At 67.4% G+C, this 24,202-nt stretch carries 23 protein-coding genes; 12 read left to right on the forward strand and 11 right to left on the reverse strand.

The annotated features are described in order from the left end of the window. Nucleotides 1-2: 2 nt before the first annotated feature. The 11 genes from edd to O2K97_RS04545 all read right to left on the reverse strand — a co-directional run bounded on the left by edd (nt 3) and on the right by O2K97_RS04545 (nt 10,910). Nucleotides 3-1,892: a phosphogluconate dehydratase gene (gene edd, locus O2K97_RS04495; RefSeq protein ID WP_269220615.1), complete on the reverse strand. Its 1,890-nt coding sequence runs from the start codon at nt 1,890-1,892 to the stop codon at nt 3-5. Then, entirely contained in the window at nt 1,892-2,608 is a 717-nt protein-coding gene (pgl, locus tag O2K97_RS04500; RefSeq protein ID WP_269220616.1) for a 6-phosphogluconolactonase, read from the reverse strand. The genes edd and pgl overlap by 1 nt, the downstream gene beginning before the upstream one ends. Then, nucleotides 2,601-4,061 (reverse strand): glucose-6-phosphate dehydrogenase, encoded by a 1,461-nt coding sequence (zwf, locus tag O2K97_RS04505; protein ID WP_269220617.1) that lies wholly within the window; start codon nt 4,059-4,061, stop codon nt 2,601-2,603. The genes pgl and zwf overlap by 8 nt, the downstream gene beginning before the upstream one ends. Before the next feature lie 48 nt (nt 4,062-4,109). Further along, nucleotides 4,110-4,733 carry a bifunctional phosphoribosyl-AMP cyclohydrolase/phosphoribosyl-ATP diphosphatase HisIE gene (gene hisIE, locus O2K97_RS04510; protein ID WP_269220618.1) on the reverse strand — a complete coding sequence of 208 codons (624 nt, stop codon included), beginning with the start codon at nt 4,731-4,733 and terminating at the stop codon, nt 4,110-4,112. Then, nucleotides 4,730-5,497 carry an imidazole glycerol phosphate synthase subunit HisF gene (gene hisF / locus O2K97_RS04515; protein WP_269220619.1) on the reverse strand — a complete coding sequence of 256 codons (768 nt, stop codon included), beginning with the start codon at nt 5,495-5,497 and terminating at the stop codon, nt 4,730-4,732. Before hisF ends, hisIE begins: the two co-directional genes overlap by 4 nt. Further along, nucleotides 5,494-6,231: a 1-(5-phosphoribosyl)-5-[(5-phosphoribosylamino)methylideneamino]imidazole-4-carboxamide isomerase gene (gene hisA / locus O2K97_RS04520; RefSeq protein ID WP_269220620.1), complete on the reverse strand. Its 738-nt coding sequence runs from the start codon at nt 6,229-6,231 to the stop codon at nt 5,494-5,496. Before hisA ends, hisF begins: the two co-directional genes overlap by 4 nt. Then, entirely contained in the window at nt 6,225-6,827 is a 603-nt protein-coding gene (gene hisH, locus O2K97_RS04525) for an imidazole glycerol phosphate synthase subunit HisH (RefSeq protein ID WP_269220621.1), read from the reverse strand. Before hisH ends, hisA begins: the two co-directional genes overlap by 7 nt. Continuing rightward, nucleotides 6,824-8,248 (reverse strand): imidazoleglycerol-phosphate dehydratase HisB, encoded by a 1,425-nt coding sequence (hisB, locus tag O2K97_RS04530; RefSeq protein WP_269220622.1) that lies wholly within the window; start codon nt 8,246-8,248, stop codon nt 6,824-6,826. Before hisB ends, hisH begins: the two co-directional genes overlap by 4 nt. 157 nt (nt 8,249-8,405) lie before the next feature. Next, entirely contained in the window at nt 8,406-9,713 is a 1,308-nt protein-coding gene (gene hisD / locus O2K97_RS04535; protein ID WP_269220623.1) for a histidinol dehydrogenase, read from the reverse strand. Further along, nucleotides 9,713-10,609, reverse strand: coding sequence for an ATP phosphoribosyltransferase (gene hisG / locus O2K97_RS04540; protein ID WP_269220624.1), 897 nt, complete (start codon nt 10,607-10,609; stop codon nt 9,713-9,715). Before hisG ends, hisD begins: the two co-directional genes overlap by 1 nt. 10 nt (nt 10,610-10,619) lie before the next feature. Next, nucleotides 10,620-10,910 (reverse strand): YerC/YecD family TrpR-related protein, encoded by a 291-nt coding sequence (locus tag O2K97_RS04545; RefSeq protein ID WP_269220625.1) that lies wholly within the window; start codon nt 10,908-10,910, stop codon nt 10,620-10,622. A gap of 142 nt (nt 10,911-11,052) precedes the next feature. Between O2K97_RS04545 and O2K97_RS04550 the strand changes: the two genes are divergently transcribed. The 12 genes from O2K97_RS04550 (at nt 11,053) to O2K97_RS04605 (ending at nt 24,180) form a co-directional block, all read left to right on the forward strand. Beyond that, nucleotides 11,053-12,261: an NAD(P)/FAD-dependent oxidoreductase gene (locus O2K97_RS04550; protein ID WP_269220626.1), complete on the forward strand. Its 1,209-nt coding sequence runs from the start codon at nt 11,053-11,055 to the stop codon at nt 12,259-12,261. An 80-nt stretch (nt 12,262-12,341) separates the two neighbouring features. Further along, nucleotides 12,342-13,763 (forward strand): circularly permuted type 2 ATP-grasp protein, encoded by a 1,422-nt coding sequence (locus O2K97_RS04555; RefSeq protein WP_017504409.1) that lies wholly within the window; start codon nt 12,342-12,344, stop codon nt 13,761-13,763. Beyond that, nucleotides 13,763-14,701 carry an alpha-E domain-containing protein gene (locus tag O2K97_RS04560; protein WP_039244207.1) on the forward strand — a complete coding sequence of 313 codons (939 nt, stop codon included), beginning with the start codon at nt 13,763-13,765 and terminating at the stop codon, nt 14,699-14,701. Before O2K97_RS04555 ends, O2K97_RS04560 begins: the two co-directional genes overlap by 1 nt. 2 nt (nt 14,702-14,703) lie before the next feature. After that, complete coding sequence (locus O2K97_RS04565) at nt 14,704-15,546, forward strand: transglutaminase family protein (protein ID WP_269220627.1); 843 nt, start codon at nt 14,704-14,706, stop codon at nt 15,544-15,546. A gap of 61 nt (nt 15,547-15,607) precedes the next feature. After that, nucleotides 15,608-16,393: a peptidase gene (locus O2K97_RS04570; protein WP_269220628.1), complete on the forward strand. Its 786-nt coding sequence runs from the start codon at nt 15,608-15,610 to the stop codon at nt 16,391-16,393. Nucleotides 16,394-16,488: 95 nt separating this feature from the next. After that, nucleotides 16,489-18,858 carry a TonB-dependent receptor gene (locus O2K97_RS04575; RefSeq protein WP_269220629.1) on the forward strand — a complete coding sequence of 790 codons (2,370 nt, stop codon included), beginning with the start codon at nt 16,489-16,491 and terminating at the stop codon, nt 18,856-18,858. A 76-nt stretch (nt 18,859-18,934) separates the two neighbouring features. Beyond that, nucleotides 18,935-19,621 (forward strand): Fe2+-dependent dioxygenase, encoded by a 687-nt coding sequence (locus O2K97_RS04580; protein ID WP_269220630.1) that lies wholly within the window; start codon nt 18,935-18,937, stop codon nt 19,619-19,621. A 67-nt stretch (nt 19,622-19,688) separates the two neighbouring features. Continuing rightward, nucleotides 19,689-20,366 carry a PepSY-associated TM helix domain-containing protein gene (locus O2K97_RS04585; protein ID WP_419466083.1) on the forward strand — a complete coding sequence of 226 codons (678 nt, stop codon included), beginning with the start codon at nt 19,689-19,691 and terminating at the stop codon, nt 20,364-20,366. A gap of 11 nt (nt 20,367-20,377) precedes the next feature. Next, nucleotides 20,378-20,890: a DUF2271 domain-containing protein gene (locus O2K97_RS04590; protein WP_017504416.1), complete on the forward strand. Its 513-nt coding sequence runs from the start codon at nt 20,378-20,380 to the stop codon at nt 20,888-20,890. An 11-nt stretch (nt 20,891-20,901) separates the two neighbouring features. Then, a complete protein-coding gene (locus tag O2K97_RS04595) occupies nt 20,902-21,702 on the forward strand; it encodes a DUF4198 domain-containing protein (RefSeq protein ID WP_269220631.1) in 801 nt (266 codons plus the stop codon). Between the two features lie 10 nt (nt 21,703-21,712). Further along, a complete protein-coding gene (locus tag O2K97_RS04600) occupies nt 21,713-22,819 on the forward strand; it encodes an FAD:protein FMN transferase (RefSeq protein WP_269220632.1) in 1,107 nt (368 codons plus the stop codon). Then, nucleotides 22,816-24,180, forward strand: coding sequence for a sulfite reductase subunit alpha (locus tag O2K97_RS04605; protein ID WP_269220633.1), 1,365 nt, complete (start codon nt 22,816-22,818; stop codon nt 24,178-24,180). Before O2K97_RS04600 ends, O2K97_RS04605 begins: the two co-directional genes overlap by 4 nt. Nucleotides 24,181-24,202 lie beyond the last annotated feature (22 nt).

The following is a 24,202-nucleotide window of genomic DNA, read 5'->3' on the forward strand; positions in this document are numbered from 1 at the left end:
GATCAGGCGTCCACGGTCCGATCGACGAAGTTGGGATTGGGCGGGGTGTCGTCGTTGCCGCGCGAACCGGTCGGCAGGGCGAAACAGACCGTCGCCCCCTGCTCGGCCGTCGTGACCACATGGCGGAAGGCGCCGAACAGTTCACGGCCATAGCCCCAGGACGAACCCTCCGCGTTGACGGCGGACCGGGCGGCCAGCGGACGGGCGGTCAGGTCGGAAACGCCGACGGTCGTCAGAACCCCGGCCTCGGCGTCCAGGCGGATGATGTCGCCGTCCTGAACATGGGCCAGCGGACCGCCGGCCAGGGCCTCGGGCGAGACGTGGATGGCGGCGGGCGTCTTGCCGCTGGCGCCCGACATGCGGCCGTCGGTGACGAAGGCGACCTTGAACCCCTTGTCCTGAATAACGGACAGGGCCGGCGACAGGCTGTGCAGTTCCGGCATGCCGTTCGCCTTGGGCCCTTGGAAGCGCAGGACCACGACCACGTCGCGGAACAGCTTGCCGTCGCGGAAGGCTTGCAGCGCGTCTTCCTGGGTTTCGAACACGGCGGCGGGCGCCTCGACGATGCGGTTCTCGGGTTTGACCGCAGAGATCTTGATGACCGCACGACCCAGGTCGCCCTGAACCAGACGCAAGCCCCCCTCCTTGTCGAAGGGATTGGAGGCCGGGCGCAGAATGTCGAGATCGAGACTTTCCTGGACGCCGTCGCGCCAGACCAGTTCGCCGTCCACCATCGACGGTTCCTGGAAATAGGCCTGGATGCCCTGACCCATGATGGTCGTGACGTCAGTGTGGATATTGCCCGCCATCGCCAGTTCGCGGGCGATGAAGGCGACGCCACCGGCGGCCTGGAAGGCGTTCACATCGGCCGAGCCGTTGGGATAGACCCGCGCCAGCAGCGGCGTGACCGACGATAGCTCGTCCATGTCGGTCCAGTCGATCAGAACCCCTGCCGCCCGCGCCATGGCGACCAGGTGGATGGCGTGATTGGTCGAGCCGCCGGTGGCCAGCAGGGCCACTATCATGTTGACGATGGACTTCTCGTCGATGACGTCGGCCATGCGGCACTCGCCGCTGCGCGCCAGTTCGACCGCCCGTTTCGCCGCCGCCGCGGTCAGGGCGTCACGCAGGCCGGTGTCGGGATGGACGAAGGCGGTGGAGGGCATGTGCAGGCCGCCCAGCTCCATCATCATTTGGTTGGAGTTGGCGGTGCCGTAGAAGGTGCAGGTGCCGGGCGAGTGATAGCTGCCGATCTCGCTTTCCAGCAGGGTCTGACGATCGACCTTGTTCTGCGCATATTCGGCCCGGACCCGGGCCTTCTCCGCGTTCGGAATGCCCGACGGCATAGGCCCGGCGGGTGCGAAGACGACGGGCAGGTGGCCAAAGGCCAGGGCGCCCATGAACAGGCCCGGTACGATCTTGTCGCACACGCCCAGCATCAGGCCGGCGTCGAAGGCGTCGTGCGTCAGGGCGATGCCCGCCGACATGGCGATCAGGTCGCGGCTGAACAGCGACAGCTCCATGCCGGGACGACCCTGGGTGACGCCGTCGCACATGGCGGGGGTGCCGCCGGCGACCTGGGCCGTAGCGCCGACCTCGCGCACGGCCTTGCGCACCACGTCGGGGAAGCGTTCGAACGGCTGGTGGGCCGACAGCATGTCGTTATAGGCGGTGACGATGCCCAGATTGGGCTTGGACCCATCCATCGCGGTCAGCTTGTCGGCGATCGTCTGGCCCGCGAAGGCGTGGGCCCAGTTGGCGCAGCTCAGCTTGGCGCGTCCGGCGCCGCTGTCTCGGGCCGCGTCCATGCGACGGATGTAGTCGGCGCGGGTCTCGCGGCTTTTCTCTATGATGCGGGCGGTGACCGCAGCGACCGTGGGATGAAGCGCCATCAGCCTTCCTCCGTCCACAAAACTTCAAGGGGAACACCGGCGGCGATCAAGGCGGCGATGGGTTGGATCTTGGGATCGCCCTGGGCCTGTTCTTCGAAGACGCGACGCTTGGCGGCGCCCTTCAGGCCCAGGATCACCCGGCCCGCAGACATCAGATAGGGCAGGTTGATCGACAGCCGTTCGAGCGTCGGCGCCATGCCGTCGCGCCCATGCGGCACGCCCAGAACGGTCGGCTTCAGCGTCGGCGTCAGCAGGGCCTTCAGCGTCGGGCTTTCGGGGAACATGGAGCAGATATGGCCGTCTTCGCCCATGCCCAGCAGCACCGCATCGAACCGCCCGCCGGCATCGGCCAAGGCGTTGGCCGCCACGATGGCCGCGCGGTCCACGGTGACCTCGGGCGTATAGAGCGGGATGAAGCGCGCGGCGGCCGCCTTGTCCTGAAGAAGCACGTCGCGGATCAGACGGGCATTCGATTCTGGCGAGGTCTCGGGCACATACCGCTCGTCCACCAGGGTCACGGCGAGTTTGGACCAATCCAGATCGGTCGCCGCCAGGCGGCGGTAGACGGGTGCGGGCGTCGAACCGCCGGGACCGGCGAACAGGGCCTGGCCATGGTCGCGGACGGCCGCGCCAAGAGTTTCGGCCAGACGCGCGGCGATGGCTTCGGCCCAGGCCTCGACGGAGGCGAAGGCTTCGATGACGGGGGTCTCAGACATCGGTCGTATTCCAGTCGCGGCCGGTCCGCATCATCAGCATGTCGGCGCTGTCGGGACCCCAGGTTCCGGCGACGTAGTTGTCGGGCTTCAGACCGGATTCGGCCCAGGCCTCGGACACCTCGTCCACCCATTTCCAGGCCTGCTCGGCCTCGTCGCGCCGTACGAACAGGGTCGAATCGCCGGCCATGGCGTCCAGCAGCAGCCGCTCATAGGCGATGCGGCGGCGCGGTGGGGCGGCGGACTTGCCGTCCACACCCCACGACAGGCTCATCTTGATCGGCTGCAACTGCATGCGCTGATCCAGGCCCGGACGCTTGTTCATCACCGTCAGCGAGATGTCTTCCTCGGGCTGCAGCTCGATGATCATCCGGTTGGCCTGAACCTCGCCCCGGTCGTCGCGGTCGAAGATCGAGTGGGGCACCGGCTTGAACTGGATGACGATCTCGGTGCGCTTCTCGGGCAGGCGCTTGCCGGTCCGCATGAAGAAGGGCACGCCCGCCCAGCGCCAGTTGTCGATATCGGCGCGAACGGCGACGAAGGTCTCGGTGTCGGACGGCTGGCCGCGCTCCTCGTCATAGCCCTTGGCCGGCTTGCCCTCCGAGACGCCCGCCACATACTGACCGCGCGCTGTCACGCGCTCAGCCTCGTCGGGGGTAATCGGACGCAAGGAGCGCAGCACCTTGACCTTCTCGTTGCGCACCGAGTCGGGATCCAGGTCGCTGGGCGGCTCCATCGCCACCAGACACAGCAGCTGCAGCATGTGGTTCTGCAGCATGTCGCGCAGGGCGCCGTATTCGTCATAGTAGGGCCAGCGATCGCCGACACCCACCGTCTCGCCGATCGTGATCTGCACGTGGTCGATGGACAGGTTGTTCCACAGCGGTTCGAAGATCGTGTTGCCAAACCGCAGAGCGATCAGGTTCTGGACCGTCTCCTTGCCCAGGTAGTGGTCGATGCGGAACACCTGGTTTTCGCTGAAGGCGTGGGCCACGGCGTCGTCGATTTCGAGGAAGGACTTCAGGTCGCGCCCGACCGGCTTTTCCAGCACGATGCGGCAGTTCTTTTCCGCCAGACCCGCCGCCTTCATCGCCGTGACGATGCGGGCATAGAGCGAGGGAGATACGGCCAGGAAGGAGGTGACCTCGCCGTCGCCGACCTTGTCCTTCAGCGGCTTGAGGCTTTCGGGCGAGGTGGCGTCGACCGCCAGATAGTCCAGGCGGGCCTCCATCCGCGACCAGCTGGCCTCGTCCCAGACCTTGTCCGCCTCGGCGCGCGCCTTCACCGCCTCGCGCACCTTGGCGATATAGTCGTCGGCGCTCTCTTCGGAACGCGCGGCGCCGATGATCTTCAACCCTTCAGGCAGCAGGCCGTCGTGTTCGAGGAAATAGAGCGACGGCAGGAGCATGCGCATCGCCAGATCGCCGCCGCCGCCAAACAGAATGAGAGCCGCCATGTCTTGTCCCTCGATGATCCCATTTGTCGGGACGCACGCCTTTACGGTCTAGCCGCTGTCTTTGGCCGCTTCCGCTCGCGAGGCCAACACGTCCAGCACGTCCTGAAACACCATGTTACGGGCATGGAGAAGAACGAGCAGGTGATAGATCAAATCCGCAGCCTCGCTGGCGAGTTCCTCGTCCGGGCCGGCGACGCCGGCCAGAGCGGTCTCTACGCCCTCCTCGCCGACCTTCTGGGCGATGCGTTTGGGCCCCTGTGCGAGCAGTCGGGCGGTCCAGCTTTCGGACGGATCGGCGGCTGCCCGTTCGGCGATGGTCCGTTCCAGCCGGGCGATCCGACCCAGGCCCGGCGCGTCGGCCTTTCCGAAACAGCTCGTCCGGTTCAGGTGGCAGGCGTTTCCGACCGGCCTGACGCCCAACACGATGGCGTCGGCGTCGCAGTCGGCCGTGATGGAAACGACGTGAAGTCGGTCGCCCGACGTCTCGCCCTTCCTCCAACGCCCCCCGCGCGAGCGGGAGAAAAAGGTGGCCTCGCAGGATGCGATCGTCTCGTCCAGCGCCGCGCGATCCATATAGGCCAGGGTCAGGACCTGCAGCGTGGCGGCGTCCTGCACCACGACGGGGACCAGGCCGGCGCCCTTGGCGAAGTCGATGGTGTTCGGGTCGATCACAGTCTCATCTCCAGGCCTTCGTCGGCCAGGTATTGTTTCAGGTCCGGAATGGCGATGGCGCCGGTGTGGAAGACGCTGGCGGCCAGGGCGCCGGAGACGTCGGCCTGCTCGAACACAGCCTTGAAATGCTCGGGCGCGCCGGCGCCGCCCGAGGCGATCAGGGGAATGGTCAGGCGCGCGCGCGCAGCGGACAGTTGCTCGATGTCATAGCCGCGCCGAACCCCGTCCTGATCGATGCAGTTCAGCACGATCTCGCCGGCGCCCAGGCTCTGCGCCTCGTCCAGCCAGTCCAAGGTGCGTTTGCCGGCATGACGCCGTGCATCGGGGTCGCCGGTATATTTGTGGACCACCCAATCGCCGTCTTCGAACCGGCTGTCGACGCCGACTACGACGCATTGGCTGCCCAGCCGCGCCGCCATCTCGGCGATCAGTTCGGGCCGTTCCAAGGCCGGGGAGTTGATCGAGACCTTGTCCGCTCCGTGGTCCAGACAGCGCGCCGCCTGGTCCACGCTGCGAATGCCGCCGGCGACGCAGAAAGGAATGTCTAGCAGTCGGGCGATGTCCTTGATCCAGCCGTAGTCCAGCGTCCGGCCCTCTGGACTGGCGGTGATGTCGTAGAAGACCAGTTCGTCGGCGCCTGCGTCGCGATAGCGCGCGGCCAGCACCGCCGCGTCGCCCATGTCCGTATGGCCGACGAATTTCACGCCCTTGACCACCCGGCCGTCCTTCACGTCCAGGCAGGGAATGATCCGCCGCGCCGTCACGAGCGTTTGGCCGCCGCGATCGCCTCGGGCAGGGTGAAGCAGTTCTCGTAGTGCGCGCGTCCGACGATGGCCCCGTGACAGCCCAGCGCCTTCACCGCAGCGATATCGTCCAGCGAGGAAACGCCGCCCGAGGCCTGCAACACCAGATCCGGCCGACGGCTGCGGATTTCGGCCAGTAGATCCAGGTTCGGCCCGGTCAGGGCGCCGTCGCGACCGACGTCGGTCACCAGCAGGTGTTTGGCCGTCCCCTTGGGATAGCGATCCAACGCCTCCCAGAGCGTCATGCCCGAGGACTGGGTCCATCCCTTCAGTGCAGGCACCGGCACGCCGTCCTCGATCTTGACGTCCAGGGCCAGGGTGATGCGCTCGACGCCGAAGGTTTCCAACCAAGTCGCCACCGTCTCAGGTTGGGTCACCGCCAAGGAGCCTACGACGACGCGCGACACGCCGGCGTCCAGCAGCTTTTTCACATCGTCGGCGCTGCGCACGCCGCCGCCCGACTGGACCTTGACGTCGATGGCTTGGGTCAGTTCACCGATCAGAGCATGCTGACGCGCCTCGCCCGCCTCGGCTCCGTCCAGATCGACGATGTGAATCCACTCCGCGCCCTCGGCCGCAAAGGTCGTCAGGCGGGCGGCCGGCTGCTGGTCGTAATGCGTCACCTGGGCGAAGTCGCCATGCATCAGGCGCACGCAGACGCCGTCCTTCAGGTCGATGGCGGGGTAGATCAGCATGACAAACTCAGAAAATTCTTGAGGATGGTCGCCCCGGCCTCGGCCGAGCGTTCGGGGTGGAACTGGCAGCCCCAGCGGTTGGCGGATCGAACCACAGCCGGAACGACGCCGCCATAGTCGGCGCGGGCCAAGGTGGCGGGCCCGTCAGGGCAGACGTAGCCGTGAACGAAATAGGCGTAGGCGCCGTCGGCGACGCCCTCCAGCAAGGGGTCGTCGCGGTCGCGCGTCAACCGGCTCCAGCCCATGTGCGGCACCGGTAGATCGCCCGCAGGCTTCAGCCGGGTCACCGCGCCGGGAATGAGGCCCAGCAGATCGACGCCGTCGCCTTCGTCGCTCGATCCGAACAGCAGTTGCTGACCCAGGCACACACCCAGCAGGGGGCGTGGGAAGGCGCGGATCGTCGCGATCAGACCCAGGTCCGACAGGCGCTTCATGGCGTATCCGGCCGCGCCGACGCCCGGCAGGATCACCCGTTCAGCCTCGGCGATCACGGTCGGATCGTCGGTCAGGCGCACGGTCGCGCCCAGCCGCTCCAGCGCGAACTGGACAGAGGCGACGTTGCCGGTGCCGTAGGCGATGACGGCCACCTCGGTCACAGAACACCTTTAGTGGACGGCACGGCGTCGCCCTCGACGCGGATGGCCTGGCGCAGGGCGCGGCCGAACGCCTTATAGACGGCTTCGGTCTTGTGGTGGTCGTCCTGGCCCGTGACCTTGATGTGCACGGCCGCGCCCATGGCCTCGGCCAGAGACCGGAAGACGTGGGCGGTCAGGTCGGTGCGGTATTCGCCGATGAAGGGGGTCTCGAACGTGCCCTCGAACAGCGGATACGGGCGGCCGGAAAGATCGATCGAGACGGTCGCATTCGCCTCGTCCATCGGCAGGACGAAGCCGTAGCGGGCGATGCCCTTGCGCTCGCCCAACGCCTGTTTCAACGCTTGCCCCAGGGCGATGGCGCTGTCCTCGATCGTGTGGTGCGGATCGGTGTGCAGGTCGCCTTCGCATTGCAGACGCAGCGAGAAGCCGCCGTGGGCCGCGATCTGCTCCAGCATGTGATCGAAGAAGCCGACGCCGGTCTCGATCTTCACCGGACCGGGCGCATCCAGATCGACGACGCAGACGATCCGGGTTTCCTTGGTGTCGCGCACCGCCTGACCAACGCGCGCCGGGCGGCGCTTGGCGGGCGTCAGGCCAAAGGCGGCGAGCAGCCGGTCGTTGACCTCGGACTTGATCGAGATCGGCAGGCGCAGACGCTCGCCGGACAGATCGGCCTCGACGCCGTAGGCTTTCAGACCAGCCAGGGCGGCGGCGGGCTCCTCTGGGCGAGCCATGATGATGGGACCGACGCCCGGTTCGACCGGCATCTGGCGACTCAGTTCGCGCACGACCCGTTCGCGCTCGCGCCGGACCGAGGCGATCCGCTCGGCGGTCTCGATCATCCGCGACGGATCGAGCGCCTGAATCGCCAGCCGCACCAGCGGTTCGGGCAGGGCGTAGGGTTCCAGCACCGACGCCAGACGCGCCAGGGTCTGGGCTTGGGCGATCGCGGCGCCGACGCGGGCGCCGGCCAAGCCATAGGCCAAAGACAGGCTGCGCAGCACGACCAGGTTCGGTTGATCGGTGACGACGGTCACGGCCGAGACGCTGTCGGAGAACTCAATCAGCCCCTCGTCCACCATCAGCAGGGCGGGGGAGACGCGGGCGGCCATTTCGGCGACGGCTTCGGGCGAGCCAAGCGCTCGGATCACGACGACGGCAGGTTCGCCCTTGTTCGGATAGATGGCGGCCAGGCTGTCGTAGGGCTCGGCCTTCGGGGCCTCGACCGAACCCCCGTCGTGGGCGGCGAGACGATAGGCCAGTTCCAACCCGTGGGTCAGGCCGCGCACCGGCAGCACCTGGTCGGCAGGCACGCCATAGACGGCGGCCATGCGGACGGCGAGGGCTGAGGCGTCGTCGGGATAGCGATCCAGACCTTCGCCGCCGGAAACCAGCGGCGGATAGGGAGCGGGCAGGGTCAAAGTGATCCTCCACCGAGAAGCGAAGCGGAACGGGGGAGGGGGACCGCCCGAAGGGTGGTGGAGGGGGCGGAGCCACACACCGTGTCTGGGGTCGCCCCCTCCACCGCTTCGCGGTCCCCCTCCCCCGCGTTGCGGGGGAGGATCAGATAGATCACGCTCATCCCTCGCTCCTCAAATCGGCGGCGCGGGCGTGGGCTTCCAGGCCTTCCATCCGGGCCAGGCGGGCGGCGATGGGGGCCAGCTGACGGGCGCCGCCCTCGGTCACCAGCTGGACCGACATGGTGGTCATGAAGCTGGCGGTGGTGACGCCGCCCAGTGTGCGGGCGCCGCCGTCGGTCGGCAGGACGTGGCTGGGACCGGCGGCGTAATCTCCCAGCGTCTCGGCGGCGAACCGGCCGACGAAAACGGCCCCGGCGGCCTTGATCGAATCGACCAGCGGCTCGGGATCGTCGATCTGGATGGCCAGGTGTTCGGGGCCATAGAGGTTGGCGACTTCTGCGGCGGTGTCGAGGTCGCGGACCAGGATGGCGCGGGCCTCGTTCAGAGAGGTGCGGGCGATGGCTTCGCGGGGCAGGGTTGCGACCTGCACCTCGACCTCGCTCAGGATGTAGTCGATGGTGGCGCGGCTGGTCGAGACCAGCAGAACCTGCGCATCCGCATCGTGTTCGGCCTGGCTCAGCAGGTCGGCGGCGGCGATCTCGGGCGCGGCGTCGCGATCGACGATGACCATCAACTCCGACGGGCCGGCCGGCATATCGACGGCGGGGCCGCCCGGCAGGGCGGAGGCCTGCTTCTTGGCCTCGGCCACATAGGCGTTGCCGGGTCCGAACAGCTTGTCGCAGGCGGGAATGACCCCGTCCTCCAGTTCGACGCCAAAGGTCAGGGCCGCGATGGCCTGGGCGCCGCCCATCAGCCAGATGGCGTCCAACTCCGCCTCTGCGGCGGCCAGGATCATGGCGGGGTGGATGCCGCCGTCCTTGTTCGGCGGCGTCACGGCGATGCGCTGGCCTACGCCCGCGACGCCGGCCGGAATGGCCAGCATCAGCAGCGACGAAAACAGCGGCGCGGTGCCGCCGGGAATATAGAGGCCGGCCGAGGCGATGGGACGCCAGGCCAGTTTGGACCGTACTCCGGGCGTCGTCTCGATGAGGGGGGTGTCCTCGGGCCGGGTCGCCTGGTGGAAGACGCGCACATTGTCGGCCGCCATGCGCAGGGCGCGCACGTCGCCGGGCGGCAGGGCGTTACGCGCCTCGGCGACAGCCTCGGGCGTGATGGCGATGCGATGGGGCGGAGCCTTGTCCAGCTTCAGGCACCAGTCGGTCACGGCCTCGCCGCCGCGCTGGCGCACATCGTCCAGGATGGTGCGGACGATCTCGGTCACGTCGCCGGCGGTGCGTTGGGCCGGGCGGGCCAGGGCGGCCGTCTTTTCGGCGGCGTCGAGGGAAGACCAGTCGATGCGTTTCATCACATCATCTTCTCGATCGGCAGGACCAGAATGGCCGAGGCGCCGGCGGCCTTCAGCTTCTCCAAGGTCTCCCAGAAGACGGCTTCCTGGCAGACGGCGTGGACGGCGACCGCATCGTCGCGACCCATCAGGGGCATGACCGTGGGCGAGCCTGCGCCGGGCAGGATCGCGGTAATTTCGTCCAGCGCCGAGCGCGGGGCGTTCAGCATGACGTATTTGGCGCCCTGAGAGGACACGACGCCCGCCATCCGCTCGATGACGCTGTCCAACAGCTGCTGCAACGCCGGCTCGGGCGCGACGGGCGACTGAATCAGCACGGCCTGGCTTTCCAGAACCGTATCCTTGGCCCCCAGGCCGTTGGCCTCCAGCGTCGCGCCGGTCGAGACCAGGTCGCAGATGGCGGCGGCCAGTTTCAGCCGGGGCGCGACCTCGACGGCCCCGCGCATCACGACGATGTCGGCCTTGACCCCGCGTTCGTCGAGGAAGCGGCGCAGGATCTTGGGATAGGAGGTGGCGATACGCAGACCGTCCAGCGAGGCCGGACCGTCATAGGCCAGCGCCGGAGGCGTGGCGATCTTGAGCGTGCAGCGACCGAAACCCAGCGGCATGACGATCGAGGCGTTCTTTTCCTTGGAGTCTGGGCCGCCGTTGCTTCCTTCCTCCAGCACATTCTCGCCGACGATGCCCAGGTCGCACACGCCGTCCGCCACGAAGGTGGGGATGTCGTCGTCGCGGACGCGCAGCAGGTCGATCGGATAGTTCTCGACCCGGTACAGCAGGTCGTTGTGACCCTTCACCCATTTCAGGCCCGCGTCGCGGATCAGGTCGAGGCTGCGGTCGGCCAGACGGCCGGATTTCTGTACGGCGATGCGAAGCCGGCCCTGCACGGTGCTCATGTTCGGATACTCAGTTTTTGTTCTTCAGGCGGTCCAGGGCAAGGCGATAGCCCTGATGCGGCATGTCTTTCAGATAGCGGGCGACGCGAACGACGGTGGTGGGGCTGGCATGGGCCTCGGCGGCGATCTCGCGATAGGATTTGCCGCCGGCGTCGAGCAGGCGCGCGACCTGCCAGCGCTCGGAGAAGGCGCGCAGTTCCGCAGGCGTGCAAAGATCGGCCAGAAAGGCGTCGATCTCGGCGCGCGTCTGCATCGACAGCAGGGCGTCATGCAGGTCGTCACGGGCGGGCGGGGGTGTCATGCGTGTTCCACTATGCTGTAACGCTGGAACGGTCAAGAGGCTGTCGAGTGGCGAGTGGCGACTGATGAGTGGCAAGATAAACTGGGCATCCGCCGCGTGCTCGCCACTCGCCACCTGCCACTCGCCACTCTAAATGCGTCCCATGACCAAGGTTCTCATCATCGGCGCCGGGCACGCGGGCGGCTCTGTCGCGGCCTTCTTGCGGCAGTATGGGCATGAAGGCCCCATCGTGCTGGTGGGCGAGGAGGATGCGCCGCCGTATCAGCGGCCGCCGCTTTCCAAAGCCTGGCTGAAGGGAGAGGCGGATCTGGAGGCGCTGCTGCTGCGGCCTCTGAGTTTCTACGCCGAGCAGAACATCGACTTCCGGCCCTCGATGGTCGCCGTGGCGGTGGATCCGGCAGCGAAGACGGTCGTCTTCGATGACGGTTCGTCCGAGACCTACGACATTCTCGTGCTGGCGACCGGATCGACGGCGCGCAAACTGCCGGTCCCGGGCGGGGACCATCCCGATCTGCTGGAACTGCGTACGATGAAGGACGCCGAGCGGCTGAAGGCCGTCCTCGGGCCCGGCAAGCGTCTGGCGGTGGTCGGCGGCGGCTATGTGGGGCTGGAGGCGGCGGCGTCGGCGCGAGCCCTGGGCGCCGAGGCGGTGGTGATCGAGCGGGCGCCGCGCGTGCTGGCGCGGGTGGCGTCCGAGACCCTGTCGGCCTTCTTCACGGCGCAGCACCGGGCGCACGGCGTCGAAATCCTGACCGACGCGGAGGTGATCGCCGTGGCCCGCGACGGCGTGAGCCTGGCCGGCGGATCGGTGGTGTGGGCGGATGCGGTGTTGGTGGGAGTCGGCGCCCTGGCTTGCGACGCCCTGGCGCGGTCGGCCGGGCTGACCTGCGACGACGGCGTGGTGGTGGACGCCGAGGCGCGGACCAGCGACCCGGCGATCTTCGCCATCGGCGACATGACGCGGCGGCCCATTCCGGTCCACGGCGGCGTGCATCATCGGCTGGAAAGCGTGCCCAACGCCCTGGAGCAGGCCAAACAGGCGGCCGCGGCCATCGTCGGACGGGCCGGACCGACGCCGGAAGTGCCCTGGTTCTGGTCGGACCAGTATGACGTCAAGCTTCAGATCGCGGGCCTGCCGCTCGACGCCGACAGACAGGTGGTGCGTGGCGACCCGACGGCGTCGGGCTTTGCGGTCTTTCATCTGAACGGCGACCGCATCGTCTGCGTCGAGGCCGTCAACGCCCCACCCGAGTTCATGGCCGGCAAACAGTTGATCGCCAAGGCGACGCCTGTGGACGTGGACAAGCTGGCCGATCCGGCGGTGTCGATGAAGGCGGTGGCCGTCGGATAAGGCGTCGCCGCAGTGCAACAAAACTGTTGCGCTTTACGTTCGTGACCGTTCAAGCTGCGACTTCAACGCGGCGGGGGCGGATGACGAGAGCTTTCGACGAAATGAATGGCGGCGGATCGGGTGCGATCCGCGACAGCTACAAGACGCTGGCGGCTTGGCTGGAAAACGCGCCGGCCGATCTGCTGCAAGCGCGCTCGCGCCAGGCGGAGCTGTTCTTCCGTCGCATGGGCGTGACCTTCGCCGTCTATGGCGACGAGGAATCCAACGAGCGGCTGATCCCCTTCGATGTCGTGCCGCGCATCATCGGTGCGGACGAGTGGGGCGGTCTGGAAAAGGGGCTGAAGCAGCGCGTCACCGCCATAAACGCCTTCCTCAAAGACATCTATGGGCCGCAGGACTGCATCAAGGCGGGCATTGTCCCGGCCGATCTGATCCTGACCAATCCGCACTATCGGCCGGAGATGCAGGGGCGTCGTCCACCGGGCGACGTCTGGTGCCATATCTCGGGCGTGGATCTGGTGCGCACCGGCGAGGACGGCTTCTACGTACTCGAAGACAACTGCCGCACGCCGTCGGGCGTCTCCTATATGCTGGAGAACCGCGAGATGATGATGCGGCTGTTCCCGGACCTGTTCGCGGAACACGCCGTGCGACCCGTCGAGATCTACACCGATATGCTGTTGCGCTCGTTGCAGGCGTCCGCGCCGGCAGGGGCGGGGGCGGACCCGACCATCGTCGTGCTGACGCCTGGCCCCTTCAACTCGGCCTACTACGAGCACAGCTTCCTGGCCGACAAGCTGGGCGTCGAGCTGGTTCAGGGCACGGACCTGTTCGTCAATGACGACACTGTCTTCATGCGCACGACCGAGGGGCCCAAGCGCGTCGATGTTATCTATCGCCGCATCGATGACGACTTCCTCGATCCCCTGACCTTCATGCCCAACTCTACCATCGGGGTGCCGGGGTTGATGTCGGCCTATTTCGCTGGACGGGTGACCCTAGCCAATGCGGTCGGGACGGGCGTGGCCGACGACAAGGCCGTCTATACCTACATGCCCGAAATCATCCGCTTCTTCACGGGCGAGGATGCGATCCTGCAGAACGTGCCGACCTGGCGCTGTCGCGAGCCGGACGCCCTGAAGGAAGTGCTGGATAAGCTGCCGGAACTGGTGGTCAAGGAAGTCGGCGGATCGGGCGGCTACGGCATGCTGGTCGGGCCGACCTCGACCAAGGCCGAGATCGAGGATTTCCGCGCCAAGCTGATCGCCGATCCCGACGACTTCATCGCCCAGCCGACGCTGAGCCTGTCGACGGCTCCGACGCTGAACGGCGGCGCCCTGTCGCCCCGCCACGTCGATCTTCGGCCCTTCGTCCTGTCCAGCCCGGCCGGCGTGCGCGTCGCGCCCGGCGGTCTGACGCGGGTGGCGCTGAAGGAAGGGTCGCTGGTGGTGAACTCCAGCCAGGGCGGCGGAACCAAGGACACCTGGGTGCTGGACAACTGATGCTTTCACGCACCGCAGACAGCCTCTACTGGACCGGCCGCTATATGGAGCGGGCGGACTTCCTCGCCCGAATTCTAGAGGCGGCGATCCGTCTCGCCGCCCTGCCGGCCAAGGATCAGGCCGCCGTCACCGCCTGGGCGGGGGCCATCGCCTCGTCGGGGGTGAAGGCGGGCTTTGATGCGACCGGCCGGACCGTGTCGGAAAAGTCCGTGCGGGAATATCTAGCCTTCGGCTTCGACAATCCGACCTCGATCAAGGCCTGCATCACCAAGGCGCGGACCAATGCGCGCTCGGTGCGCACCGCCCTGACCATCGAACTGTGGGAGGCGATCAACGGCGCCTGGAACGGTCTGAACGAGCTGGGCGAACCGACCAAGCGCGACGACTTCACCAACTTCCTCGACTTCGTGAAATCAACGTCCCTAGCGGTCGAAGGCGCCTCGTCGCGGACCATGCTGAGGAATGACGCCTACTGGTTCCTGCGGCTGGGCATGGCGATCGAGCGAGCCGACAACACCGCACGCCTGCTGGACGTGAAATATCACCTGCTGCTGCCGCCCGGCGAACGGGTGGGCGGGCAACTGGACTACTTCCAGTGGACCACCCTTCTGCGCGAGGTTTCGGCATTGACCGCCTATCGCTGGGTTTACCGCGAAAGCGTGCGGCCTTGGCTGGTGGCGGACCTGCTGGTGCTGAACCGCCAGATGCCGCGCTCGCTGGCCTCATGTCAGGGCATGATCGTCAGCTATCTGGAGAAGCTGGCGACCGATTACGGAAGACGCGGACCGGCGCAGCGACTGGCCTCCAACCGCCTCAGCCAGTTCAACGAGGCCAAGATCGAGGACATCTTCCAGTCCGGCCTGCACGAATACATTCAGGGCTTCCTGAATGAGAACAACGCCCTGGCCGCGGCCGTCCACGAACAGTATCTGGTCTGACCATGCGGATCCGGATCGATCACTCCACCCGCTACGCCTACGCCCGGCCTGCGCGCTTCATCGTCCAGATGCTGCGCCTGACGCCCAAGTCGTGTGAGAGCCAGCAGGTCCGCGACTGGCGGATCGAAACCGATGTGGACGCCCGGCTGCGGCGCAGCGAGGACGCGTTCGGCAACATCGTTCACAGCCTCTACACCGAGCGGCCGACCGACGCCCTGACCATCCGCGTCACCGGCGAGGTCTCGACCGTCGAGACGGGCGGCGTCGTGAAAGGGCAGGCCGAACGCCTGTCGCCCATCGTCTATCTGCGCGACACCCCGATGACCAAGGCCGACGCCGGTATCGTCGATTTCGCCCGCTCCATCCCTGAGGGCGCGACGCTGGGCCGGATGCATCAGTTGATGGGCGCGCTGAAGGACACGGTGGCGTTCCAGGTCGGCTCGACCTCCGCCTCCCACACCGCCGCTGAGGCCTTCGCCCAGAGGCGCGGCGTCTGTCAGGACCATTCGCAGATCTTCATCTCGGCCGCACGCCTGCTGGGCGTGCCGGCCCGCTATGTCTCGGGCCACCTCAGCCGTCAGGACGGACGCCACGATCAGGACGCCGCCCATGCCTGGGCCGAGGCCTGGGTCGAGAATCTGGGCTGGGTCGGGTTCGATCCGGCCAACGGCATCTGCCCGACCGAACACTATGTCCGGGTCGCGGTCGGCCTGGACGCGCGGGGCGCCACCCCGATCCGGGGCACAAGCTATGGCGGCGGCCAGGAGCAACTGACTGTCGCCCTGAATGTGCGGCCGGTGCAACAGAGCCAGCAACAACTGCAATCCAGCGGATGGCCCCGATAGGCATGACGCGCGAATCTGTTAGCGTCTGGGGATTCGCAACGCGGGGAGCGAATAGAGCGAAGTGACCTATTGCGTAGGCATGCTGGTGGACGACGGGTTGGCGATGATCGCCGACACACGCACCAATGCGGGCGTGGACAACATCTCGTCCTATCGCAAACTCCACATCTACCAGTCGCCGGGCGAGCGGATTCTGGCTGTCGCGACGGCGGGCAATCTGTCGGTCACCCAGACGGCGCTGGCCATGGTCGCAGCCGGGGTCAAACTGCCGGACTCCACCGAGCTTGAAACGCTACAGACCGCCCCGACCCTGTTCCGCGCCGCCCAGCTTCTGGGTCACGCGATGGCCAGCGTGCGCGCCAGCATCAATACCCCGCCGACGCCGACCGCCGACGGGTTGAACGTCACCGCCTCCATGCTCCTGGGCGGTCAGATCGCCGGCGGCAAGATGGGGCTCTACCTGATCTACGGGCAGGGCAACTTCATCGAGTGCGGGCCCGATACGCCCTATCTGCAGATCGGCGAGCTGAAGTACGGCAAGCCCATTCTGGATCGCGCCCTGCACAGCTCCACCTCCCTGTCCGAGGCGGTGAAGCTGGGGCTGATCTCGTTCGATTCGACCATCCGCTCGAACATCGCCGTCGGCCCGCCGCTGGACCTGATCGTCATGCCGCGCGACCAGTTGACGGGCACGGCGCGTCGCATCGAAGCGGATGATCCCTATTTCCGCGACCTGGGCCGGCGTTGGTCCGAAGCCCTGGCCGCCGCCCACCGCGCCATGCCCGATCCGACCTGGCTGGATTTGGATACGTCGGCGCCGCAGAGGAGCATCAGCGCAGTCGGCTAATTAAGATTGCGATTTGTTCGCAATTGTCTTGTGCCTTCCTGTGGAGCTGGTTATTGCGAGCGCATCGCAAAATCAGACCAAAAGGTCGCAAGACTATGTCCGAATCCCGCGCCGCCGCGCTCCGCTCGCTTCTGTTCGCCTCCAGCGCCGCTAGCATGCTGGTCGCCGCCCCCGCCATCGCCGCTGACGTGACCGCCGAGGACGGCGTGGTCGTCACGGCCGACCAGTCCCAGCCCGCCAATCTGGGCACGATCGACGTCAACGGTCAGTTCAAGAAGCCGGCCCCTGTCAGCCCCGAGTTCGTCGCGCCCCTGGTGGACACGCCGCGCGCCGTGACGGTCATCCCCCAGGCCATCATCGAACAGACCTCGGCCTCGTCCTTACAGGACCTGCTGTCCAACTCCCCCGGCATCACTTTCGGGGCAGGCGAGGGCGGTCAGCCCTTGGCCGATCGTCCCTTCATCCGGGGTCAGTCGTCGGGCAACAACATCTTCGTGGACGGCATTCGCGACACGGGCGGGCAGCAGCGCGAGGTCTTCAACCTGGAACAGGTCGAGGTCATCAAGGGGCCGGACGCCGTCTATTCGGGACGCGGCTCGGGCGGCGGCAGCATCAATCTGGCCTCCAAATCGCCCAAGCTGAACGCCTTCACCAATGTCAGCGCGGGCGCGGGCACCGACGGCTATCTGCGCGGCACGGTCGACGCGAACCTGCCACTGGGCGAGACCGCCGCCCTGCGCATCAACCTGATGGGCGCCCAGGGCGACGTGCCCGGCCGCGACGCCGTCGATTACGACAAATGGGGTGCGGCCATCAGCCTGGGCGCCGGCCTGGGCACGCCGTCGTCGATGGTCTTCAGCTACTACCACCTGACCAGCGACCAGATGCCCGACTACGGCATTCCGCTGTTCACCAAGATCCAGTCGCGCACGACCGACAGCGGCGTTCTGGATGTGCCCTACGACAGCTTCTATGGGCTGAAGGCGCGCGACTACCTGACCAATGAGGTGGATACCTTCACCTTCAAGGCCGAGCATCGCCTCAACGATTTCGCCACGATCCGCAACGTCAGCCGCTATTCGCAGACGCTGAACGACTACATCGTCACCAACCCCGGCGACGGCGGCTATGTTGGACGGGCGGCGGACGGGACCTACTGGATGAAGCGGGGCACCAAGACCCGTTGGAACCCGGTCACCACCTTGGCCAATGTGACGGATGTCTTCGGCCAGTTCGCCACCGGTTCGATCAAGCACAGCTATGACGTCGGCGTGGAGCTGTCGCGCGAGCACAACAGGAACGCCTCCTATTCGACCTACACCACCTCGGGCTCGGCTTGTCCGACCGGTCTGACGACGGTGTCGGGAACCTATCCGACCGCCACAGGCGCTTCGGGCGCCGGCGACTGCACCCCGGTCTATAACCCAAACCCCGATGACGCTTGGACCGGCGTGATCAATCGCGGCCCCACCAGCTCCAACACGACCGAGGCCATCGGCGTCTATGCGAACGACAGCATCACCCTGACCGAGCGACTGATCCTGAACCTGGGCGTTCGCTGGGACCGATATTCGGTCAAGGGGGGCAATGCCGTTTTGGGTTCGCCTTCGTCCACGGCTGGCGTCTGGAATGTCACGGGCTATACGGCCGTTCCGGAACAGACCTGGGAGTTCACCAACTATCAGGTCGGTCTGGTGTTCAAGCCGACGCAGAACAGCAGCGTCTATGCGTCCTGGTCGACCTCTTCGACGCCGCCGACCATTTCGGCGGGCGACCAGAACGCCTCGGGCGGTACGGGCACGGTCAATGGCGTCGCCAACACCGTTCTGGAGCCGGAAGACACCGAAAGCTTCGAGGTCGGCGCCAAGGCCAATGTCTTGAACGACCGTCTCGCCCTGTCGGCGGCCGCCTTCCATCTGACCCGCAAGAACGCCCTGATCCTGGTTGAGCCCAACATCTTCCGTCAGGAAGGCGAGGCCGAGGTCAACGGGTTCGAGCTGGGCGTGTCGGGCAGCATCACGCCGAAGTGGACCGTGTTCGGCGGCTATACCTACATGGACTCCGAACTGACCAAGGCGGCCGTGGTCGTGTCGGGCACGCCGCCGATCGCCATCGTCAATCCGCTGCAAGGCCTGCCGCTGGCCAACACGCCCAAGCACAGCGCCAGCCTGTTCACCACCTATCGTGTTCTGCCCCGGCTGACGGTCGGCGGCGGCGTCTACTACACGTCCAAATCTCTGGGCGGGAACCAGGGCGGCGCGGGCGGCGGGAACAACCGCATCTATGCGCCCGAATGGACCCGCGTGGACGCCTTCGCCGCCTATGATCTGACGGATCGCGCGACGCTTCAGCTGAACGTCAAGAATGCGACGGACGAGGAATACATCATGCGCACCAATGGCGTTCACCACGCCGACGTGGCCGCAGGTCGCCAGGCTATCCTTGCGCTGAACCTGCGCTTCTAAAGGCCTTTTCCCCGGCCTAGTTTGACGGTCCCGCGATCCACCCGCGGGGCCGTTTCGTCTTTCAGCGAGAACGCCCGTGCTGCTGCAGATTCCGGAAGTCTTCTCCAAGGCCGAGGTCGCGGCTCTGCGTGCGCGGCTGGACGCCGGGCCGTGGGCGGACGGCAACGCCACCTCGGGCCATCAATCGGCGACGGCGAAGAAGAACCTTCAACTGCCCGAAGAGTCGGATGTAGCGAAAGAGGTCTCGGCACTTGTAGTCCAGGCGCTGAACGCCAATCCGATGTTCGTGGCGGCGGCCCTGCCGCACACGATCTTTCCGCCTCTATTCAATCGGTACGAGGGCGGGGGTGAGTTCGGCCTGCACGTCGACAACGCCATCCGCCAGTCCCGCACCGGCGGGGCGATGCGCATTCGCAGCGACCTGTCGGCGACCTTGTTCCTGTCCGAGCCCGAGGACTACGACGGCGGCGAGCTGATCATCGAGGAGATGTACGGGTCGCAGGCGATCAAGCTGCCGGCTGGCGATCTGGTCCTCTATCCGTCCAAGAGCCTGCACCGGGTCACGCCGGTGACGCGTGGGGCGCGGGTGTCGTCCTTCATGTGGATGCAGAGCCTAGTCCGCGATGACTCCGATCGCGAGACCCTGTTCCGTCTGGACATCGCCACCCAGCGCGTGGCGACCGAGAGGGGACCGAAGGATCAGGCGGTGATCGAACTGACCGGCGTCTATCACAATCTGCTGCGGCGCTGGACCGAGCTCTGACGCACAAGGCGCCGCGACGTCGCTAAATGCTATTGCAACCCGTTCGCAACAATGGCACAGCGACCTCGTGACCGAACTCGCCACACAGCGTCAGGCCGAAACCGCAGCCAAGGGCCCCAAACCCAAGGCGGCGCTGAACGGCGCGCGGTCGTTCTGGCTGAAACAGCTGCATAGCTGGCACTGGATTTCGGCGGCGGTCAGTCTGGTCGGCATGATCCTGTTCGCGGTCACCGGCATCACCCTGAACCATGCGGCCTCGATCCCCGGCGATCCGGTGACGGTCGAACAGACTGCGACCCTGCCGGCGCCCCTGCTGCAGCGGCTGGCCAGCTTCCCGCAGGAGACGACCGATCCCGTCCCCGACGCGGTCGCCCGCTGGGCGTCCGAAACGCTGAAGGTCGAGATCGCCGGCAAGCCGACCGAGACGACGGCGGAAGAGGTCTATGTCGCCCTGGCCATGCCCGGCGGCGACGGCTGGGTCACCATCGACCGTTCGACCGGCGAGACGCTGCACGAGAAGACGACGCGCGGCTGGATCGCCTACCTCAACGACCTGCACAAGGGCCGCAACGCCGGCGTGGTCTGGTTCTGGTTCATCGACGTCTTCGCGGCGGCCTGCGTCATCTTCGCCCTGACGGGGCTGGGTCTGATGGTCCTGCACGCCAAGGGTCGGCCCTCGACCTGGCCGCTGGCGGCGCTGGGCCTGCTGATCCCCGTCGTCATCGCCCTGATCTTCATTCACTGACGAGTTTTCCGATGCGCCTTCTTCCCGTCGTCATCACCACCGTCGGCCTGGCCGCCGCCGCTGCGCCCGCCATGGCCGCCGACCTGACGGTGTCGGTCGAAATCCCCCGGCTCAACACCGCGTCCTATCATCGCCCTTATGTCGCCGTGTGGATCGAGAAGCCGGATCAGTCCGCCGAACGCACCCTGGCCGTCTGGTATCAGCAGACACGCAATAACGAGGGCGACGGCAAGGACTGGCTGAAGGATCTGCGCACCTGGTGGCGCAAGGGCGGTCGGGCCATGACGCTGCCGGCCGACGGCGTGTCCGGCGCCACGCGCGCGCCAGGTCGCCAGACCGTCACCGTACCCGCCGCCCGCCTGCGCAACCTTCAGCCCGGCCAATACAACATCGTCGTCGAGGCGGCCCGCGAACTGGGCGGGCGCGAGGTCGTGCGCGTGCCCTTCCGCTGGGGCGCGGCCAACACCGGCGCCGGAACCGGCTCCACCGAACTGGGCGCCGTGCGCGTCGCCGTCTCTCGCTAAGGATCATGACCATGAAGAAGACGATCGCCCTGCTGACGCTGGCCGCAGCGCTGGCCGCCCCCATGGCCGCCCAGGCCCACCGCGCCTGGCTGGCGCCGACCGCCACGACCCTGTCGGGCACGGACGCCTGGGTCGGATTCGACGCCGGCATGTCGAACCAGGTGTTCAACCCCGACCACGCCGCCATGCGCCTGACCGGCCTGACCATCACCGCGCCGGACGGCTCGGCGGTCCAGCCCGAGAACACCATGCAGGGCCGCTATCGCTCGACCTTCGACGCCCATCTGACCCAGAACGGCACCTACAAGATCGCCAACGTCATGAACGGCGTCATGGCCAGCTACACCCTGAACGGCGAACAAAAGCGCTGGCGCGGCGCGGCCTCGGACTACCCGGCGGGCCTTCCCGAGGGCGCGACCAATGTTCAGGCGACCCGCACCGCCAGCCGCATCGAGACCTTCGTCACCCTGAACAACCCCACCGACACCGTCTTCAAGACGACCGGCGAGGGGCTTGAGCTGGTTCCCGTCACCCACCCGAACGACCTGGTCGTGGGCGAACCCGCCACCTTCAAACTGCTGAACAACGGCCAGCCGGCGGCTGACATCGACGTCACCGTGGCGCGCGGCGGACTGCGCTATCGCGACAACCCCGAAGAATCGACGCTCAAGACCAACGCCGAGGGCGCCTTCACCATCACCTGGCCGGAAGCGGGCATGTACTGGCTGAACGCCTCGGTCCGCACCGAAGGCCAAGGCGAAACGCTGGGTTCCAACGCCAGCTATGTGGCGGCGATGGAAGTCCTGCCCTAAGCGAAGGGCCATGTCCGACATTCCCCCTTCGCGCGGTTCACGCGCCGCCCCGCCAACGGTCAACATCGGCGACGCCGCCCCTCTGGGCGACCGCGTCGACAACCGCGTCCTCGTGCCTGCGATCGAAGGCGCGCCCCCTCGTCCGCCCAGCGACCTGATCCGTTCGCTGGGCGGCGAGACCATGGGCACGACCTGGAGCGCGCGCATCATCGCCCCACCAGGCGTGGGCGAGGCCGACCTCCAGGCGGCGATCGAAGAGGAATTAGCGACCGTCGTCGGCCTGTTCAGCCCGTGGGAGCCGACCAGCGAAATCAGCCGCTTCAACACCGCGCCCGCCGGCGTCTGGGCGGTGTCCCAGCCGTTCTGGGATCTGCTGGATGCGGCGATGACCCTGGGCGACGAAACCAACGGGGCGGTCGATCCGACCCTGGGCGCCTTGGTCGATCTGTGGGGCTTCGGCCCGCCCGGACCACGTTCGGCCTTGTTGCCCGTCCCGGCCGAAGATGAGATCGCGGCGGCTGCGGCCGTGTCGGGATGGCAGAAGCTGCGGCTGAACGGCGACGCGCGGGCGGTGATGCAGATGGGCGGGATGAGGCTGGACTTCTCCGGCATCGCCAAGGGTCATGCGGTGGACCGCGTGTCCGACCGGCTGATGGCCATGGGCGCGACCTCGCACCTGATCGAGATCGGCGGCGAGTTGAAAGGGCGCGGCGTCAAGCCGGACGCTCAGCCGTGGTGGGTCGAGATCGAGCGGGTCGAGGGTTCGCCTGCGCCCCACACCGTGGCGGCCCTGTTCGATCTCGCCGTGGCGACCAGCGGCGACTATCGTCGCGCGTTCCGCCACGACGGGCGTCTTTACCCCCACACCATCGACGGATCGACCGGGCGGCCGGTCAGCAATAATCTGAGTTCGGTCACCGTCCTGCACCCCTCGGCCATGATGGCCGACGCCTACGCCACGGCTCTGACGGTCATGGGGCCGTTCGAGGGGCCGGACTACGCCGAGGCCGTCGGCCTGATGGCCCATTTCGTCGAACGCACCGAGCGCGGTCCGGTCGAGCGGATGTCGCCGGCCTTCGCCGCCTTGCTTGACGACGACGGAGATCGTCCGGGGTGACAGCCGATCCGCAGCGCTGGCTGTGGGCGGTCGGGGCCTTGGCGCTTTGGCTGGCCCTGATCGCCGTCATCGTCTGGCGCGAACGCAAGGCCAGGGCGGCGGCCCACGCGCGGTCTGATGCTCTGGCGGGCGCGGGCGAGGGACGGCCGCTGCTGATCGCCTTCGCCAGCCAGACGGGCTTCGCCGAGGAACTGGCGTGGATGACGGCGCGCGCCTTAAGCGACGGCGGCGTGGGCGCGCGGGTGCTGTCCTTCGCCGATCTGGATGTGCAGACCCTGAAGGCGGCGGACCGCGCATTGCTGATCGTCTCCACGACCGGCGAGGGCGATCCGCCCGACAGCGCCGCTCGGTTCGTGCGTAAGGTCATGGGCGAGGCGACGAATCTGTCGGAACTGCGTTTCGGTCTGCTGGCGCTGGGCGATCGCAGCTACGATCATTTCTGCGGCTTCGGCCACGCGGTGGACGGCTGGCTGCGACGCGCGGGCGCCGAGCCGCTGTTCGACATTGTCGAGGTCGACAACGGCGAGGCCGGCGCCCTTCGCCGCTGGCAGCACCAGTTGAACCAGATCACCGGCAGCGTGACCGCCCCCGACTGGACCCCGCCCGCCTACGACCCCTGGCGGCTGGTCGAACGCACCCTCGTCAATCCGGGCAGTCCCGGCGGAGAGGCCTGGCATCTGGCGTTCGAGGCCGTGGGCGCGACGCCCGACTGGTCCGCCGGCGACATCGCCGAGGTCGGCCTGCCGGAACGCGACGGCGTCACGCCCGGCTCGCGCGAATATTCCATCGCCTCTCTGCCGTCGGACGGCCGGGTCGAGTTCCTGATCCGCCTGATGCGCCACCCCGACGGCGCCCCGGGTCTGGCGTCGGGATGGCTGACGCAGGATCTTTCGCTGGGCGATCAGGCTGGAATGCGCCTGCGCGCGAACCGCAGCTTCCACGGCCCGGCGGACGAGACGCCGATGGTCCTGATCGGCAACGGCACGGGCATCGCCGGTTTGCGCGCGCATCTGAAAGCGCGGGCGGCGGAGGGCGGGGCCTGGCTGCTGTTCGGAGAACGCACGCAAGCGCATGACGCCTTCTTCGATGCGGAGTTGCAGGCCTGGCTGGCGTCGGGCGTGCTGCGGCGGCTGGATCGGAGCTTCTCGCGCGACGCCGGCGACGGCCGATATGTGCAGGACCTGGTCGCGGCTGCAGCCGACGAACTGCGTGCCTGGGTCGCGCGCGGCGCGGCGATCTACGTCTGCGGCAGTCTGGAAGGCATGTCGCAAGGCGTGCATGCCGCGCTGGAAAGCGCGCTGGGCGCGGACGTGGTGCTGACCATGCTGGAAGACGGCCGCTACCGCCGCGACGTGTACTGAACGCCGTCCTTGCCGATGGCGG

Origin of the sequence: Brevundimonas vesicularis (assembly GCF_027105095.1) — a bacterium.
Lineage (GTDB): Bacteria > Pseudomonadota > Alphaproteobacteria > Caulobacterales > Caulobacteraceae > Brevundimonas > Brevundimonas vesicularis_E.